The sequence below is a fragment of the Achromobacter sp. 1012554356 genome, from assembly GCF_059760815.1.
In genome coordinates this window covers 1-17,339 of sequence record NZ_JCBANC010000029.1, presented here as the reverse complement: position 1 = coordinate 17,339, position 17,339 = coordinate 1, and the positions used below count along the sequence as shown (strand labels likewise).

The window sequence follows — 17,339 nt, the reverse complement described above, 5'->3', positions numbered from 1 at the left end:
TGTCTTACAGTTTCGAGACGGCAACGTGTTGCAGCAGGGCCTCGACCGACACGTGCATTACGTCGGTAAAGGGCTTGGGATAGATCCCCATGTACAACACGGCGATCGCCATCACGCCAAGAATCACGAATTCGCGGCGATTGATATCGGTCAGCTCGCGCACGTGGTCGTTGGCGACATCGCCCAGGACGACGCGCTTGACCATCCACAGCGAGTACGCCGCGCCCAGGATCAGGGCCGTGGCTGCCAGCAGGCCGATCCAGAAGTTGTGCTCGACCGCGCCCATGATCACCATGAATTCGCCGACGAAACCGCTGGTGGCCGGCAGGCCGCTGTTGGCCATCGAGAACAGGATGAAGAACGTGGCAAAACGCGGCATCACGTTGACCACGCCGCCGTAGTCGGCGATGCGGCGCGAGTGCATGCGGTCATAGAGCACGCCAATACACATGAACATGGCGCCCGACACGAAGCCGTGCGAGATCATCTGCACGATGGCGCCTTCGACGCCGGCCGTGTTGAAGATGAAGAAGCCCAGCGTGACGAAGCCCATGTGGGCGACCGACGAATAGGCCACCAGCTTCTTCATGTCGTCCTGCACGATCGCGACCAGACCGATGTAGATCACGGCGATCAGCGACAGCGTGATCATCATGCCGGCCAGGCTGTGCGACGCGTCAGGGGCGATCGGCAGCGAGAAGCGCAGGAAGCCGTAGGCGCCCAGCTTCAGCATGATGGCGGCCAGAACAATGGAGCCGCCCGTGGGCGCTTCCACGTGGGCGTCCGGCAACCACGTGTGGACAGGCCACATCGGCACCTTGACCGCAAACGCCGCAAGCAGCGCCACGAAGATCAGGATCTGCGGGGTGTAGCCCAGCTTGGTCTGCTGCCACGTCAGGATGTCGAACGAACCGCCCGAGGCATGCCAGAGGTAGACGAACGCGACCAGCGTCAGCAGCGAACCCATCAGGGTGTACAGGAAGAACTTGAAGGCCGCATATACGCGGTTCGCGCCACCCCAGACGCCGATGATGATGTACATCGGGATCAGCGTGGCTTCGAAGAACACGTAGAACAGCATGCCGTCCAGCGCGCAGAACACGCCGACCATCAGACCCGAGAGGATCAGGAAGGCGGCCATGTATTGCGCGACGCGGCTGGTGATCACTTCCCAGCCGGCCAGCACCACGATGATGGTGATGAACGCGGTCAGGAGCACGAACCACATCGAGATGCCGTCGATGCCCAGGTGGTAATTGACGTTGAAAGCCTCGATCCAGGAGGCCTTCTCCACGAACTGCATGGCGGCCGTGGAGGAATCAAAACCGGTGTAGAGCGGAATCGTGACCAGGAAGCCGGCGATCGAGCCGACGAGCGACAGGCCGCGCGTCAGGCCGGGACGGTCGTCACGGCCCACCGCCAGCACCAGCAGGCCGAATACGATCGGGACAAAGATCGCAAGCGTGAGCCAGGGAAAAGTGTTGGATGCCATCTCGCTTGCCATCATTGGGGAATCAGCACAAAGAAAGTCACCAGCGCCATGACGCCGATGATCATCGCGAACGCGTAGTGATAAATGAAGCCGGACTGCAGGTGACGGCTGATGGCTGCCACCCAGCCCACGACACGGGCGCTGCCGTTGATCAGGATGCCGTCGATGATGCCGCGATCACCCGTCTGCCACAGGCCGCGGCCCAGGCAGCGCAAACCGCGCGCGATGATCTGCTCGTTGACCCAGTCGACGTAGTACTTGTTCTCGAGGATCTTGTTCACGCCCGACAGGTTGGCCTTGATGGCGGCCGGCACCTTCGGGTTGATCAGGTAGCAGTACCAGGAGATGACGAAGCCAGCCACGACCAGCCAGAACGGCAGGGTCTGGAAGGCGTGCAGGCCGTAGGCGACCCAGCCGTGCCATTCCTCGCTCAGCACGTGCATCGCGGGATGCTGCTGCGGCAGGACCTTGATGACGCCGTCGAAGAACTTGCCGAACAGCATGGGATCGACCGCCCACGCGCCGACGAACACCGACGGAATCGCCAGCAGGATCAGCGGCAGCGTGACCACCCAGGGCGACTCGTGCGGCTTTCCGCCGTGATGGCCGTGGCCGTGGTCGTCGTGGCCATGGTCGTCATGACCGTGACCGTGCGCATCGTGGCCGTGGCCATGATCGCTGGTGTCGAAGCGTTCCTTGCCGTGGAAGACCAGGAAGTACACGCGGAACGAGTACAGCGACGTGACGAACACGCCGATCAGCACGGCATAGTAGGCAAAGCTCGCGCCCCAGACATTGGCCTGGCCGGCGGCTTCGATGATGTTTTCCTTCGAGTAGAAACCCGAGAAGAACGGCGTGCCGACGAGTGCCAGCGTACCCAGCAGGAAGGTGATCCAGGTGATGGGCATGTACTTGCGCAGGCCGCCCATGTTGCGGATGTCCTGGTCGTGGTGCATGCCGATGATGACCGAACCCGCGCCCAGGAACAGCAGCGCCTTGAAGAATGCGTGGGTCATCAGGTGGAAGATCGCGACCGAGTAGGCCGACGCACCCAGCGCCACGGTCATGTAACCCAGCTGCGACAGCGTGGAGTACGCGACGACGCGCTTGATGTCGTTCTGAATGATGCCCAGGATGCCCAGGAACAGCGCGCCGATGGCGCCGATCACGATGATGAACGACAGCGCGGTGTCCGACAGTTCGAACAGCGGCGAAAAACGGGCGACCATGAAGATACCGGCCGTCACCATGGTGGCGGCGTGGATCAGCGCGGAGATCGGGGTCGGGCCTTCCATCGAGTCGGGCAGCCAGGCGTGCAGCGGAACCTGGGCCGATTTACCCATGGCGCCGATGAACAGGCAGATACACGCCACGGTCAGCAGCATCCAGTCCGAGCCCGGCAGCTTCATGCCGGCCAGCTTGTCGGCCTGCGCGAAGACTTCACCGTAGTGCATGGTGCCGGCGTAGGCGAACAGCAGGCCGATGCCGAGCACGAAACCGAAGTCGCCGACGCGGTTGATCAGGAACGCCTTCATGTTGGCGAAGATCGCCGTCGGACGGGTGTACCAGAAACCGATCAGCAGGTACGACACCAGACCCACCGCTTCCCAGCCGAAGAACAGCTGCACCATGTTGTTCGACATCACCAGCATCAGCATGGAGAACGTGAACAGCGAGATGTACGAGAAGAAGCGCTGATAGCCGGGATCGTCAGCCATGTAGCCGATGGTGTAGATGTGCACCATCAGCGACACGGACGTCACGACGACCATCATCATGGCCGACAGCGGATCGATCAGGAAGCCGATTTCCAGCTTGGTCTGACCGATGAGGCTCCAGGTGTAGACGGCGCCGTCGAAACGCAGGCCGTTCAGCACGTCGCCCAGCACCACCACCGAACCGATGGCGGAGATGAGCACGCCCAGGATGGTAATGACGTGCGAGGCGCGGCGGCCGATGGGCCGGCCGAGGAACCCGGTGCCGAAGAGGCCCGCGAGAATTGCTCCGGCCAGCGGCGCCAGCGCGATGAGCAGGTAGAGATTGGGTGAGCTAGACATTTTCTTCCAATACCCCGTCAGCCCTTCAGGCGATCGAGTTCGTCAACGTTGATCGTGTTCAGGTTGCGGAACAGCAGCACCAAAATGGCCAGGCCGATCGCCGCTTCAGCGGCGGCCACGGTCAGGATGAAGAACACGAACACCTGGCCGGCGGTGTCGCCGAACCAGCTGGAGAACGCCACGAAGTTCATGTTGACGGCCAGGAGCACGAGCTCGATGGACATCAGGAGAATGATCAGGTTGCGGCGGTTCAGGAAGATGCCGAAGATCCCGATCGCGAACAGGATCGCGCCAAGGATCAGATAGTGGGCCAGCGTCAGCGTCATTGTTTTTCTCCTTGGGGCGCGGCACCGTTCGAGGCGTCACGCTTGGCCTGGGCGCGCTCGCTCTGGGCGGGCATGCTCACCATGCGGAAGCGGTCCTTCGAACGCACGCGGACAGCGGCGACCGGGTCGTTGTACTTGACGTCGCGGCGGCGGCGCAGGGTCAGCGCAATCGCGGCAACCATGCCGACCAGCAGCAGCGCGGCGCCAACTTCAACCGCGTAGATGTACTGCGTGTACATCGCTTCGCCGAGCGCGCGGGCGTTGTTGTAGTCGCTGGGCAGCTGCGCCTGGGGACCGGAACCGTACCAGATGGAGCCCAGCACGAAGGACACTTCCAGCACGAGCACCAGGCCGATGACCAGGCCGAGCGGCAGATAGGTCTTCATGCCCTGGCGCAGGGTGTCCATCCGGATGTCGAGCATCATCACGACGAAGAGGAAAAGCACCATCACGGCGCCCACGTACACCAGCACCAGCAGCAGCGCGAGGAACTCGGCGCCCAGCAGCATCCAGAGCATGGCCGCGTTGGCGAACGCCAGGATCAGGTGCAAAACGGCGGTGACCGCACTGCGCGCGGTGATCACGCGGAACGCCGCGATCACCAGCACGGCGGCCAGTATGTAGAAAAGGACAGTGGTAAAAGTCATGGATCAGACCCTGGGCTTCAGCGGTAAGGCGCGTCTTCGGCCCGGCGGCGGGCGATGTCGGCTTCGTAGCGGTCGCCCACGGCGAGCAGCATGTCTTTGGTGAAATACAGGTCGCCGCGCTTTTCGCCGTGGTATTCGTGGATGTGCGTTTCCACGATGGAGTCCACGGGGCAGCTTTCCTCACAGAAGCCGCAGAAAATGCATTTGGTCAGATCGATGTCGTAGCGCGTCGTGCGGCGGGTGCCGTCGTCGCGCTGGTCCGACTCGATCGTGATCGCCAGCGCCGGGCACACGGCTTCGCACAGCTTGCACGCGATGCAACGCTCTTCCCCGTTGGGGTAGCGGCGCAGGGCGTGCAGGCCGCGGAAACGCGGCGACGCAGGGGTCTTTTCCTGGGGGTAACGCAAGGTGACCTTGCGCTTGAAAAAATACTTGCCCGTCAGGCGCATGCCCTTGAGCAACTCGGTCAGCATCAGACTGCCGAAGAAATCCTTGATCGCTTCCATATCCTGCCTCTGCTTGGCGCTTAGCGCCAAATGTTCCAGGGCGTCTGCATCCAGATCGCCACCACGACCAGCCAGACGCCGGTCAGCGGGATGAAGATTTTCCAACCCAAACGCATGATCTGGTCATAGCGGTAGCGCGGGAACGAAGCCCGGAACCACACAAACAACGAGACCACGAAGAACGTCTTGAGACCCAGCCAGATCCAACCCGGAATCCAGGTCAGCGGCGCGATATCGATCGGGGAAGCCCAGCCGCCCAGGAACATGATCGATGCCATGCACGACAGCAGGATCATGTTGGCGTATTCGCCCAGGAAGAACAGCGCGAATGCCATGCCCGAGTATTCGACCATGTGGCCGGCCACGATTTCGGATTCGCCTTCCACGACGTCAAACGGGTGACGGTTGGTTTCGGCGACGGCCGAGATCACGTAGATCACGAACAGCGGCAACAGCGGCAGCCAGTTCCACGACATGAACGTCAGGCCCTTTTCGGCAAACCAGCCGCGGTTCTGCACGTTGACGATCTCGGACATGTTCAGGCTGCCCGACACCAGCAGCACCGTCACCAGCACGAAGCCGATGGCCAGTTCATACGACAGCATCTGGGCCGAGGCGCGCAGCGCGCCCAGGAACGCGTACTTGGAGTTGGACGCCCAGCCGGCGACGATCACGCCGTACACGCCGATGGACGTGATGGCCATGATGTACAGCAGGCCGGCGTTGACGTTGGCCAGCACGACATCGGGGCCAAACGGCACGACGGCCCAGGCCGCCAGCGCGGGCATCAGCGTGACCACGGGGGCCACGATGAACAGCACCTTGTTGGCTTGGCTGGGGACCACGACTTCCTTGGTCAGCAGCTTGAACACGTCGGCAAACGGCTGCAGCAGCCCCTTGAAACCGACGCGGTTCGGACCCATGCGCACGTGCATGGCGCCGATCATCTTGCGTTCCCAGTACGTCAGGTAGGCCACGCACAGGATGATGGGCACCGCAATGATGACGATCTTGACGAGGGTCCAGAGGACCATCCAGACCGTCGGACCCAGCAATGCCTGACCGTGGCTTTCAAGAACATTGAGCCATTCCATCAGGCACGCTCCACGCTGATTTGACCAAATGCGCCACCCAGGGCAGCGGTAGTTTCGAAGGCGGCGGAAATGCGCACGGCGCGATCGGCCACGGCATCATCCTGCACGGTTTCCAGTTCGACGACGCCCTGCCCGGCCGACACGCGCACCTTGACCCCGGCCGTCAGGCCCAGGCTGGTGAGGGTGCGGCCGTTCATGGCGGCGGCGGGCTTCTTCGAAGCCGGCGAGGCCTGCAGCGGTTCCGAGCGGCGCACCATGGCGTCGGTGCGGTAGATCGGCACATCAGCGACGCGTTCCAGGCCGGTGATGGCCTGGCCGAGGCCCAGCGGGGCCTTGACGTCGTTGGACAGGCGGCCTTCGACGCCGCTTGCCAGCACGGCGTCGCGCACGGACTCGGAGGTCTCGTCGTCGAAGCCAGCCAGGTGCAGGACGTTGCCCAGCACGCGCAGGACCTTCCAGCCCGGACGGGTCTGGCCGAACGGCGCGACCGTGCCCTTGAAACTCTGAGCCAGGCCTTGGGCGTTGACGAACGTGCCCGAGGTTTCCGTGAACGGCGACACCGGCAGCATCACGTCGGCCCATTCGGCTGCGGCCGAACGGTAAGGCGTGAGCGCGACGGCGAACTGCGCGCCGCGCAGCGCGGCGATGGCCTGCTGGCCGTTGTCGGCGTCGAGCAGCGGTTCGGCGTGCAGGACGATGTAGGCCTTGAGCGGTTCGGCGAGCATGGCCGCGGCGGTCTTGCCGCCCTTGCCCGGGATGGCGCCGGCGAGATAACCGCCGACCGTGTTGCCGCCCGACGTCAGGAAGCCGAACTTGCCGCCGGTCAGGTCAGCCACGGCGCGGCCGTTGGCGGCCAGCGTGGTGGCCTGGGCGCTGGCGACAGCCAGGTTGCCCATCAGGACGGCGGTGTTGGCGCCCGAGGCGAGGCTGGCGGCGATGAGCTTGGCGTTTTCGCCCGGCGTGACCGAGGCGAATTCGGCCGGCACGGCCTGTTCCTTGGCCTGGGCCAGCGCGACGGCCACTTCGGCCAGCGCGCGCGCCAATTCCGAGGGGGCCACGGTGATGCGCGCGGTGACGGGCATCAGGGGATCGTCGGCGGCGCTGTCGACCATCAGGATCTGCGTGCCGCGCTTTGCGGCCTGGCGCAGGCGCTGGGCCATCAGCGGATGATCCTTGCGCAGGAACGAGCCGACGACCAGGACGCGGTCCAGGTTGTCGAGTTCGGCGATGGGCATGCCCAGCCACGGCGCGCCGGTCAGCGCGGCGTCGAAGGCCGGGTCGGTCTGGCGCAGACGGAAGTCGATGTTCTCGGAACCCAGCGAGCGGACCAGGCGGCCCAGCAGCGCGTATTCCTCGGTGGTGGCGTATTCGGACGCCAGCGCGCCGATCTGGCCAGCGCCGAAGCTGTCACGCACGCGCGACAGGCCTTGGGCCACGGCCTGCAGGGCGTCGGCCCACGAGGCTTCCTGCCACTTGCCGTCGGTGCCCTTGATCATCGGGGCGGACAGGCGGTCGTCGCTGTTCAGGCCTTCGTACGAGAAGCGGTCGCGGTCGCTGATCCAGCATTCGTTGACGGCTTCGTCTTCGAACGGGACCACGCGCATCACGCGGTCGCCCTTGACTTGGACGACCAGGTTGGCGCCCAAGCTGTCGTGCGGGCTGACCGAACGGCGGCGAGCCAGTTCCCAGGTACGCGCGCTGTAGCGGAAGGGCTTGGAGGTCAGCGCGCCCACCGGACAGATGTCGATCATGTTGCCCGACAGTTCGGACTCGATCGAGCGGCCCACGAAGGTGGTGATTTCGGAGTGTTCGCCACGGCCCAGCATGCCCAGTTCCATGACGCCGGCGATTTCCTGGCCGAAGCGCACGCAGCGGGTGCAGTGGATGCAGCGGGACATTTCCTCGGCGGAAACCAGCGGGCCCAGGTCCTTGTGGAACACGACGCGCTTTTCTTCCTGGTAACGCGAGGAAGAACCGCCGTAGCCCACGGCCAGATCCTGCAACTGGCATTCGCCGCCCTGATCGCAGATCGGGCAGTCGAGGGGGTGATTGATGAGCAAGAATTCCATCACCGACTTCTGAGCGGCGCGAGCCTTCTCAGAGCAGGTGTGGACGACCATGCCGTTGGTCACGGGCGTGGCGCAGGCGGGCAGCGCCTTGGGCGCTTTTTCCACTTCAACCAGGCACATCCGGCAGTTGGCCGCGATGGACAGTTTCTTGTGGTAGCAGAAATGCGGCACGTAAAGCCCGACTTTCTGGGCGGCATGCATGACCATGCTGCCTTCGGGCACTTCGACCTTGTTGCCGTCGACGGTTAGTTCAACCATTGCTGTTCCTGAGACCTACAGATATTGCGGGACCACACAAGACTTGTGCTCGATGTGGTGCGCGAATTCGTCGCGAAAATGCTTGAGGAAGCCACGGACGGGCATGGCGGCGGCGTCACCGAGGGCGCAGATGGTGCGGCCCATGATGTTGAGGGCCACGTTATCCAGCAGCTCCAGATCTTCCGGACGGCCTTGACCGTTTTCGATGCGGTGCACCATGCGGTAGAGCCAGCCGGTGCCTTCGCGGCACGGCGTGCACTGGCCGCAGCTTTCCTCGAAATAGAAGTACGACAGTCGCAGCAGCGACTTCACCATGCAGCGCGTCTCGTCCATGACGATCACCGCGCCCGAGCCCAGCATCGAGCCCGCCTTGGCGATGGAGTCATAGTCCATCGTGCATTCCATCATGATGTCGGCGGGCAGGACCGGGGCGCTGGAGCCGCCGGGGATGACCGCCTTCAGCTTCTTGCCACCGCGCATGCCGCCCGCCAGTTCCAGCAGGGTCGAGAACGGGGTGCCCAGCGGGATCTCGTAGTTGCCGGGACGCTCGACGTCGCCGGTGATCGAGAACAGCTTGGTGCCGCCGTTGTTCGGCTTGCCGACTTCCAGGTAGGCCTGGCCGCCGTTGCGGATGATCCACGGCACCGCCGCGAACGTTTCCGTATTGTTGATGGTGGTGGGCTTGCCGTACAGGCCGAAGCTGGCCGGGAACGGCGGCTTGAAGCGCGGCTGGCCCTTCTTGCCTTCCAGCGATTCCAGCAGCGCGGTTTCTTCGCCGCAGATGTAGGCGCCGTAACCGTGGAAAGCGTGAAGCTGGAAGCTGAAGTCGGAACCGAACAGGCGGTCGCCCAGGAAGCCGGCGGCACGCGCCTCTTCGAGGGCCTCTTCGAAGCGCTCGTAGACTTCGAAGATTTCGCCGTGGATGTAGTTGTAGCCGACGCTGATGCCCATGGCGTAGGCCGCGATCGCCATGCCTTCAATCACGATGTGCGGATTGAAACGCAGGATGTCGCGGTCCTTGAACGTGCCGGGCTCGCCTTCGTCGGAGTTGCAGACGAGGTATTTCTGGCCCGGAAAGGCGCGCGGCATGAAGCTCCACTTCAGGCCGGTCGGAAAGCCCGCGCCGCCACGGCCGCGCAGACCCGACGCCTTGACTTCGGCGATCACGTCTTCCGGCTTCATGCCGGTGGTCAGGATCTTCTTCAGGGCTTCGTAGCCGCCGCGCTTGACGTAGTCGGCCAGGCGCCAGTTGGCGCCGTCGACGTCGGCCATGATCTGTGGCTGCAGGTGGCGGCCGTGCAGGGCCATCGAGTTGGACAGGTCGTTCAGGGGATCGGGATCCAGCCCCTGCGCGAACTGTTTGTACAGGTCAGGCGCGTTCATGCCGACTCTCCTTGCTGCTTGAGGGCCGCGACCAGCGCGTCCAGCTTCTCGTCGGTCATGCGCACGCACATATGCTTGTTGTTCACGATCAGCACGGGGGAGTCGCCGCAGGCGCCCATGCACTCGCCTTCGACCAGCGTGAACTGGCCGTCTTCGGTGGTCTGGCGGTAGTCGACGCCCAGCTTGCGCTTGAGGTATTCGCCGGCACGGTCGCCGTCGCGCAAGGCACAGGGCAGGTTCGTGCAGACGGCGATCTTGTTCTTGCCGACGGGTTTGACGTCGAACATGTTGTAGAACGTGGCGACTTCCTGGACCGCGATGGGCGGAACGCCAATGTACTTGGCCACGTCTTCGATGACTTCGGTAGCCAACCAGCCCTTCTCTTCTTGCGCGATGGCAAGCGAGGCCATGATGGCGGACTGCCGCTGGTCGGCCGGGAACTTGGCCAGTTCACGGTCGATTTTCTGGTAGGCCTGTTCGGAAAGCAGCATAGTTTGAATCCGGGTTATGCGGGCGTGCTCGTGACTGTCTGGGCGGATCAGCGATCGATCTCGCCGAAAACGATGTCCTGCGTGCCAATGATGGTGACGGCGTCGGCGATCATGTGGCCGCGCGACATTTCATCCAGCGCTTGCAGGTGGACAAAGCCGGGCGCCCGAATCTTCAGGCGGTAAGGCTTGTTGGCGCCGTCGGACACCAGATAGATGCCGAATTCGCCCTTCGGATGCTCGACCGAGGCATACGCTTCGCCCGGGGGCACGTGGAAACCTTCAGTGAAGAGCTTGAAGTGATGGATCAGCTCTTCCATGTTGGTCTTCATGGCGGTACGCGACGGCGGGGCGATCTTGTGATTCTCGATCATGACCGGGCCGGGATTGTTGCGCAGCCATTCCACGCACTGGCGGATGATGCGATTGCTTTGGCGCATCTCGGCGATGCGGACCAGATAGCGGTCGTAGCAGTCGCCGTTGACACCCACGGGGATGTCGAAATCAAGCAGGTCATAGACTTCGTAGGGCTGCATCTTGCGCAGATCCCAGGCGACGCCCGAGCCACGCAGCATCGGGCCGGTGAAGCCCAGCGCCTTGGCGCGATCGGGATCGACCACGCCGATGCCCACCAGACGCTGCTTCCAGATACGGTTGTCGGTGAGCAGCGTTTCGTACTCGTCGACGCAGGCGGGGAAGCGGTTGGTGAAGTCTTCGATGAAGTCCAGCAGCGAGCCCGAACGTGCGTCGTTCATGACGCGCATTTCCTTGTCGCCACGGAACTTGCTGGAGTCGCCATACTGCGGCATGGAATCCGGCAGGTCGCGATAGACGCCGCCCGGACGGTAGTAGGCCGCGTGCATGCGCGCGCCCGAGACGGCTTCGTAGCAGTCCATCAGGTCTTCGCGTTCACGGAAGGCGTACAGGAATACCGCCATGGCGCCCACGTCGAGGGCGTGCGAGCCCAGCGACATCAGGTGGTTCAGAAGGCGGGTAATTTCATCGAACATCACGCGGATGTACTGCGCGCGCAGCGGGGCTTCGACGCCCAGCAGCTTTTCGATGGCCATGACGTAGGCGTGCTCGTTGCACATCATGGACACGTAGTCCAGGCGGTCCATGTAGGGCAGCGCCTGGATGTAGGTCTTGTGCTCGGCCAGCTTTTCGGTAGCGCGGTGCAGCAGGCCGATGTGCGGATCGGCGCGCTGGATGACTTCGCCGTCAAGCTCGAGCACCAGGCGCAGCACGCCGTGCGCGGCCGGGTGTTGAGGACCGAAGTTCAGGGTGTAGTTCTTGATGTCTGCCATGATTCAACGCCCCATGCCGTAGGTGTCTTCGCGCACCACGCGCGGGGTGATCTCGCGCGGATCGATCGTGACCGGCTGGTAAATGACGCGCCGTTGCTCGGGGTCGTAGCGCATTTCGACGGTGCCCGACAGCGGGAAGTCCTTGCGGAACGGATGGCCGATGAAACCGTAGTCGGTGAGGATGCGGCGCAGGTCCGGGTGGCCTTCGAAGACGATGCCGTACAGGTCGAAGGCTTCGCGTTCGAACCAGCCGACCGTGGGCCAGCATTCCATCAGCGAGGCGACCATCGGGAACTCGTCGTCGGGCGCCCAGGTGCGCACGCGCAGCCGGCAGTTGTTCTCGAGGGAGAGCAAGTGCGCCACCACGGCATAACGCGCGCGGTGGATGCGGACGTTGGTTTCCTCGGGCAGTTGGCGCGTGCCGTTGCCCCAGGTCAGGTAGTCGACGCCGCAGAGGTCGATACAGGTTTCAAAGCGCAGGCCGGCTTCGGTGCGCAGCTTGTTGCAGACGGAGAACCACTGCTCCGCGGGCACTTCGAGCGTCAGCTCGCCCAGCGCCTCGGTCAGCGCGATGTCCGCACCGAGGGTGGTCTGCAAATTGTTTTTCAGGGATTCGAGCCTGGTCATCATCTTGTACGCTTAGGTGAACCGATACGCTGGTTTCGCAGGTTCGCGGCGGCTGAGGCCTGCCGTCGAACCGCACGAAGCATCAGCGCGCAATCGTGTTGGTCAGACGGATCTTGTTCTGCATTTGCAGCAAGCCGTAGACCAGCGCCTCGGCCGTGGGCGGGCAGCCCGGCACGTAGACGTCTACCGGTACGATGCGATCACAGCCACGCACCACCGAATACGAGTAGTGGTAGTAGCCGCCGCCATTGGCACAGGAGCCCATGGAAACCACCCAGCGCGGCTCGGGCATCTGGTCGTAGACCTTGCGCAGCGCGGGCGCCATCTTGTTGCACAGCGTGCCGGCAACGATCATAAGATCGGACTGGCGCGGACTGGGCCGGAAGATGATGCCGAATTGGTCCAGGTCATAGCGGGCTGCGCCCGCGTGCATCATCTCAACCGCGCAACAGGCCAGACCGAAGGTCATGGGCCACATCGAACCGGTCTTCGCCCAGTTCAGGAACTTGTCGGCGCTGGTAGTGATGAACCCTTGCTTGAGAATGCCGTCTATAGCCATATTCGTCTCTGATAACGTGCTGTGAAATGAACCCGAAGGTCACTCCCAATCCAGCGCGCCCTTTTTCCATTCGTAGATGAAGCCGACGGTCAACACGGCGAGGAAAACCATGACCGTCCAGAAACCGACGAGTCCGACGGTGCCCTGGGCGATGGCCCACGGGAACAGGAACGCGATTTCCAGGTCGAAAAGAATGAACAGAATCGCCACGAGGTAGTAGCGCACGTCAAACTTCATGCGTGCATCTTCAAACGCTTCGAAGCCGCACTCGTAAGGCGAGAGCTTCTCAGCGTAAGGACGCCGCGGGCCAAGGAGGGAGCCGGCCGTTAGAAGCGCGAACCCGATAAGGGTGGCCACTACGATAAACAGCAGGACGGGAAAATACTGTTGCAGGTTCATTCAGGCGTCCGTCAAATGCGCAAACCTTAGGATTGTAGCATTCGCGCGGTTACTTCCGGCTGAACTCTGTAGCTTGAATAGCAGGCGAAAGACTGCATTCCTCAAATGGAACAATCGCAGCTTTCGTCGGTGCATGTCGAGCATGTGCGGCTCGAACGACACGAAGTCGTAGTATGCCTGAATTCAGTCAGCAGACGAAAAAAAACCACCCCCGAAAGGGTGGCTTATACGAACGGGCCGAGGCCCGTTCGCTTTTGCTTTAAATCCACACAGGGCTTGCGCCCTGCATTGGATTAGAAGCGGTGACGGACACCGACGCCGACAGCGGTCGACTTCAGGTCGTTCAGGAAGGCGTAGTTCGTGGCGTACGAACCGTAAGCGTACAGGTTGGTGCGCTTGGACAGGTCGTAGGTGTAGCCCAGCGAGTAGATGTTCATGTTGGAATCATCACCCGTCAGGTTCGAGTTCGACGGATCAACGCGCTGCCACGAACCGAACAGGTTCGAAGCGCCGCCGATCGGAGCCGACAGGCCGACCAGGTACGAGTTGGCCTTGAAGCCATCAGCGAACAGGTTGGTGCCGAAGTTCACGGAACCCGTGCCACCACCGATGGTGCTGGTGCTGGTGCCTTGGCCGGCGAACCAACCGTCGGTCGTGCGAGCGTAGGCCAGGGCCAGCTTCACGACTTCGAAGTCGTACGAACCGCCGATGGCGTACATACGCGGGGTGGCGTCGGTCGAGGCGGTCGGCAGACGGTTCGAGGCATTCAGCTGGTCGTACGACAGAGCGACGTTCAGCGGGCCGTTGACGTAGCGCAGGCCGGTCGTGATGGCGCGGGTGTTGTCGGCGGTCTTGAAGCCGGTTTCGGTCGTCTTCGTGTCGTCAGCGCTGAACGAGTAGCCAACGCCGAACTGGAAGCCGCTGAACGACGGGGTCTGATACATGACCATGTTGTCGTAGCGTTGCGTGTTGGCAGCGCTCATCGAAGCACCGATGTTGGCTTGACCGAAGCCAGCGCCGAACGGATCGATCGAGCCGAAGTACTTCGACGCGATGTTGGTTTGGCGACCGAAGTCCAGTTGACCCCAGCTGTCGCTGGCCAGACCGACGGTGGCTTGACGGCCGAACAGACGACCACCTTGAGCGGAGTTGCCGTTACCCGAGTTGAAGCCCGATTCCAGTTGGAAAACAGCGCGCAGGCCGTCACCCAGATCTTCCGAACCACGCAGACCCCAGCGCGAACCGTTCTGGACGCCGTTGATCATGCCAAAACGGCTGCCGTTTTGGGCATCAGTACCGCCGCTGATCTTGTTGTAGCCGAGGCCCGTGTCGATGATGCCGTACAGGGTGACAGACGTTTCTGCCTGGGCGACACCGGCGAAACCGGCGAGCAGGGCGGCAGCGAGCAGAGTCTTTTTCATTTAAGAAATCTCCGTTGATTTGAGTGACAAGAGCAGCAATCCAGCAAACCAGCCTGCCGCCCCCCTAACTCCGCGAAGGGAAGTTGACGCTATTGCATCAAAAATCGGGGGGACTGGCTATGGTCGGCATCAGAAAAGTGCAGGTTTGCGACAGGCTTGTTGGGAAGTTGCAACATCCCGCTGATGCTTGCCGCGTATCGCTAGGGCTTACCCTTACCGAACTGCCCGAGCGCGCAACCATGCGACTTTCGGCCCTGCCCCCAATTTTCCGGGCAATTCCAAAACCCATTCGTCACGCTACTTTCTTCGCGGCTCCGGCTGCCATGCGGCAGTAAACCGGAGCGGCCGGGATGATGCCGGCACTGAAGATCATCGTAATCACGTGCGGGGTGAATAACGTTGTTATTAATAAAAATCGTCGATATGATCGGTGACATCGAATCGCCCCCGAGCGCCATGTCAACACCCTCCCCCCGTGCCGACCGCAACGAACGCCTTAGCGCCCTGCGCAGGCAGATCATCCTGGACGCCGCGCAGCGCGTGTTCGAGCGGGATGGTCTGGAAAAGACGACGATCCGGGCCATCGCGAAGGAAGCAGGTTGCACGACCGGCGCCATCTATCCCTGGTTCGCGGGCAAGGAAGCGCTGTATGGGGAACTGCTGGATGGATCGCTGCAGCGGCTGCACGCGCATCTGGCGCAGGCGGGCGAGGCCGAGGCGCCGCAGTCGGCCGCACGCGGCGTAATCCGGGCGTTCTTCGAGTATTACGCGCAGCGGCGCACGGATTTTTCGCTGGGGATGTATCTGTTCCAGGGACTTGGCCCGCGCGGGCTGGGTCGGGACATGGACGAAAAGCTCAATAGCCGGTTGCGGCAATGCATCGATCTGATCGGACAGGCGCTGGCACGCACGAAGGGCTGGCGCGACGAGTTCGTTCAGGCCGAGCAGATGAACGTGTTCACTTATCTGATGGGACTGTTGCTGCTGGTGCATACCCGCCGCCTCAAGTCCCTGGGCCAGCAGGCCGACGCGCTGCTGGACAACTATTGCCACGCCCTGGAACAACGATGACCGCAACCGCCCTCGCCGCCGATGCGCGCGCGCCGCTGATCAGCCTTGCCGACTTTCACGTGCTGTTGGCCGACCAGCACCCGTTCTCGATGCTGTTGGGGATCGATATCCTGCACATCGGCCACGGCACGGCGCACGCCGTGCTGCCCGCCCGGGACACGCACCAGCGGCTGGGCGGCATCGTTGCCGGGCCAATGCTGATGGGACTGGCCGATCTGGCCATGTATGCAGCCGTGGTGGGCGCGACCGGGCAGGCCCACGCGGTCACGGCCAGCCTGACCATCAATTTTTTGCGCAAGAGCCCCGCGGGCGCCATCCATGCCCACGCCCGCCTGCTCAAGGTGGGCCGTCTGTCCGCGGGAGAAGTCGTGCTGACGGGCGAAGGCTCGGACGAGCCGGTCGCCCATATCGTGAGCACGTGGTCGGTGCCCAAGCCATGAGTCCGCGCGTCAGCATCGTCGGCATGGGCAGGATCGGCACGCGTGCGGCGCGGCGGCTGCTGGCCGCCGATCCCGACATTGCGTTGACGCTTTACGACATCGAAGCGGACCGCTGCGAGGATTTTCGCGGCAACGCAACGCTGGCGACCTCGGCGCGCGAAGCCTTGGCCGAGTCCGACACCATCGTGCTGGCCCTGCCCCGGGAACGCGAGATCGATCGCACGCTGGAACGCTTCAGCGACGGGCAGGTCACGGCGCCCATTGCCGGCAAGCTGATCATCGATCTGGACCCGCCGCCCGCCGACCGGATGCGGCAGCTTGACCGGGCCATAGCGTGCGCGGGCGGGCGCTACACCTGCGCGCCGCTGCAGGCGGGCGCCGTTGCCGGCGTCGAGGCGCGCCTACTGGACGCGCTGAACCGTCCTGCCTGAGACGTGCAGCCGCTCGACGGCCGCCACGCACAGGACCAGCCACCCGAGGCTGACCGCGAACCCGGCGGCGACGTCGCTGGCGAAATGCACCTGCAAGAGGATGCGGCTCAGGCCGATGGCCATGATGAGCGCGGCCATGAACGCCACGCACGGCAGGCGCCAGCCGGGCGGCGCGAATCGCCACATCAGGTAGCAGGCCGTGCCGTAAACAGCCATCGCCGCAGAGGAGTGACCGCTGGGAAAGCTCCAGCCGGTTGCCATGGCGTAGCCGTGGTCGTGGTCGGGGCGCACCCGTTCGAACGTATGCTTGAACAGCCAGTTGAGCGCGCCGTTCAGGCCGGTCGCGATGGCGCAAAAGAGCGCGAGCTGCCATGACCCGCGCCACAGCAGCGCTAGCGTCATCAGCACGGCGACGACCGTGAGCAGGTTGCGGTCGCCCAGGTACGTGATCCAGGACAGCAGCCAGAGCATCGACGTCGACATGGACATGCTGAGCGCGTTGGCGAGCGCGCTGTCGAACGCCACGACGGTCCCGCGCCGTTCGACGGCCAGCGCCAGCGCCAGGAACACCGCAAAGGACACGCCCGCCGTCGCGGCGAACAGTACCGCGCGGCCGTTGCCGGACAGCCGGCCGTGGCAACGCATGAACAGTAGCGCCACGCCGCCAGCAGCCAGCGGCAACGCGACAAACAAAGAGAGGGCATGGGCCGCAGCCCATGCCGCGTAGACATCGGTCATGAAAGCGCCATCAAAAAGGAACGTGG

At 63.3% G+C, this 17,339-nt stretch carries 18 protein-coding genes; 3 read left to right on the top strand and 15 right to left on the bottom strand.

The window, feature by feature from the left end; translation table 11 throughout:
• Nucleotides 1-4: 4 nt before the first annotated feature.
• From AC6LJW_RS16295 to AC6LJW_RS16230, 14 genes are all read right to left on the bottom strand, one after another.
• Nucleotides 5-1,507: an NADH-quinone oxidoreductase subunit M gene (locus AC6LJW_RS16295; protein ID WP_056568271.1), complete on the bottom strand. Its 1,503-nt coding sequence runs from the start codon at nt 1,505-1,507 to the stop codon at nt 5-7.
• The gene (gene nuoL, locus AC6LJW_RS16290; protein WP_498087759.1) at nt 1,504-3,549 is read right to left on the bottom strand and encodes an NADH-quinone oxidoreductase subunit L; all 2,046 of its coding nucleotides are present in this window, start codon (nt 3,547-3,549) and stop codon (nt 1,504-1,506) included. The genes AC6LJW_RS16295 and nuoL overlap by 4 nt, the downstream gene beginning before the upstream one ends.
• Before the next feature lie 17 nt (nt 3,550-3,566).
• Nucleotides 3,567-3,875, bottom strand: coding sequence for an NADH-quinone oxidoreductase subunit NuoK (gene nuoK, locus AC6LJW_RS16285; protein WP_006217969.1), 309 nt, complete (start codon nt 3,873-3,875; stop codon nt 3,567-3,569).
• Nucleotides 3,872-4,522 (bottom strand): NADH-quinone oxidoreductase subunit J, encoded by a 651-nt coding sequence (locus tag AC6LJW_RS16280; protein ID WP_056568276.1) that lies wholly within the window; start codon nt 4,520-4,522, stop codon nt 3,872-3,874. Before AC6LJW_RS16280 ends, nuoK begins: the two co-directional genes overlap by 4 nt.
• Nucleotides 4,523-4,539: 17 nt before the next feature.
• On the bottom strand, nt 4,540-5,028 hold the full coding sequence (gene nuoI, locus AC6LJW_RS16275) for an NADH-quinone oxidoreductase subunit NuoI (RefSeq protein ID WP_008161196.1): 489 nt from the start codon (nt 5,026-5,028) through the stop codon (nt 4,540-4,542).
• A 20-nt stretch (nt 5,029-5,048) separates the two neighbouring features.
• On the bottom strand, nt 5,049-6,122 hold the full coding sequence (gene nuoH, locus AC6LJW_RS16270; protein ID WP_056568279.1) for an NADH-quinone oxidoreductase subunit NuoH: 1,074 nt from the start codon (nt 6,120-6,122) through the stop codon (nt 5,049-5,051).
• On the bottom strand, nt 6,122-8,449 hold the full coding sequence (nuoG, locus tag AC6LJW_RS16265) for an NADH-quinone oxidoreductase subunit NuoG (RefSeq protein ID WP_056568281.1): 2,328 nt from the start codon (nt 8,447-8,449) through the stop codon (nt 6,122-6,124). The genes nuoH and nuoG overlap by 1 nt, the downstream gene beginning before the upstream one ends.
• A 15-nt stretch (nt 8,450-8,464) precedes the next feature.
• Nucleotides 8,465-9,832, bottom strand: a complete 1,368-nt coding sequence (gene nuoF / locus AC6LJW_RS16260; protein ID WP_056568284.1) for an NADH-quinone oxidoreductase subunit NuoF — start codon at nt 9,830-9,832, stop codon at nt 8,465-8,467.
• On the bottom strand, nt 9,829-10,323 hold the full coding sequence (gene nuoE, locus AC6LJW_RS16255; protein ID WP_105237725.1) for an NADH-quinone oxidoreductase subunit NuoE: 495 nt from the start codon (nt 10,321-10,323) through the stop codon (nt 9,829-9,831). The genes nuoF and nuoE overlap by 4 nt, the downstream gene beginning before the upstream one ends.
• A gap of 47 nt (nt 10,324-10,370) precedes the next feature.
• Complete coding sequence (locus tag AC6LJW_RS16250; protein WP_056568290.1) at nt 10,371-11,627, bottom strand: NADH-quinone oxidoreductase subunit D; 1,257 nt, start codon at nt 11,625-11,627, stop codon at nt 10,371-10,373.
• 3 nt (nt 11,628-11,630) lie between these two features.
• On the bottom strand, nt 11,631-12,257 hold the full coding sequence (locus AC6LJW_RS16245; protein ID WP_056568292.1) for an NADH-quinone oxidoreductase subunit C: 627 nt from the start codon (nt 12,255-12,257) through the stop codon (nt 11,631-11,633).
• 79 nt (nt 12,258-12,336) lie between these two features.
• On the bottom strand, nt 12,337-12,813 hold the full coding sequence (locus tag AC6LJW_RS16240) for a NuoB/complex I 20 kDa subunit family protein (RefSeq protein ID WP_006217960.1): 477 nt from the start codon (nt 12,811-12,813) through the stop codon (nt 12,337-12,339).
• Nucleotides 12,814-12,852: 39 nt separating this feature from the next.
• Nucleotides 12,853-13,212, bottom strand: a complete 360-nt coding sequence (locus tag AC6LJW_RS16235; RefSeq protein ID WP_006217959.1) for an NADH-quinone oxidoreductase subunit A — start codon at nt 13,210-13,212, stop codon at nt 12,853-12,855.
• A 293-nt stretch (nt 13,213-13,505) separates the two neighbouring features.
• Nucleotides 13,506-14,633, bottom strand: coding sequence for a porin (locus AC6LJW_RS16230; protein ID WP_498087758.1), 1,128 nt, complete (start codon nt 14,631-14,633; stop codon nt 13,506-13,508).
• Nucleotides 14,634-15,089: 456 nt separating this feature from the next.
• Between AC6LJW_RS16230 and AC6LJW_RS16225 the strand changes: the two genes are divergently transcribed.
• The 3 genes from AC6LJW_RS16225 to AC6LJW_RS16215 are packed head-to-tail and all read left to right on the top strand — an operon-like array spanning nt 15,090 to nt 16,575.
• The gene (locus AC6LJW_RS16225) at nt 15,090-15,704 is read left to right on the top strand and encodes a TetR/AcrR family transcriptional regulator (protein ID WP_498087757.1); all 615 of its coding nucleotides are present in this window, start codon (nt 15,090-15,092) and stop codon (nt 15,702-15,704) included.
• Nucleotides 15,701-16,144 carry a PaaI family thioesterase gene (locus AC6LJW_RS16220; protein WP_056568297.1) on the top strand — a complete coding sequence of 148 codons (444 nt, stop codon included), beginning with the start codon at nt 15,701-15,703 and terminating at the stop codon, nt 16,142-16,144. Before AC6LJW_RS16225 ends, AC6LJW_RS16220 begins: the two co-directional genes overlap by 4 nt.
• Nucleotides 16,141-16,575 (top strand): NAD(P)-binding domain-containing protein, encoded by a 435-nt coding sequence (locus tag AC6LJW_RS16215; RefSeq protein WP_498087756.1) that lies wholly within the window; start codon nt 16,141-16,143, stop codon nt 16,573-16,575. The genes AC6LJW_RS16220 and AC6LJW_RS16215 overlap by 4 nt, the downstream gene beginning before the upstream one ends.
• Here AC6LJW_RS16215 and AC6LJW_RS16210 read toward each other — a convergent pair.
• Nucleotides 16,546-17,313, bottom strand: coding sequence for a phosphatase PAP2 family protein (locus AC6LJW_RS16210; protein ID WP_498087780.1), 768 nt, complete (start codon nt 17,311-17,313; stop codon nt 16,546-16,548). The two genes, AC6LJW_RS16215 and AC6LJW_RS16210, sit on opposite strands and share 30 nt — an antisense overlap.
• Nucleotides 17,314-17,339: the final 26 nt, after the last annotated feature.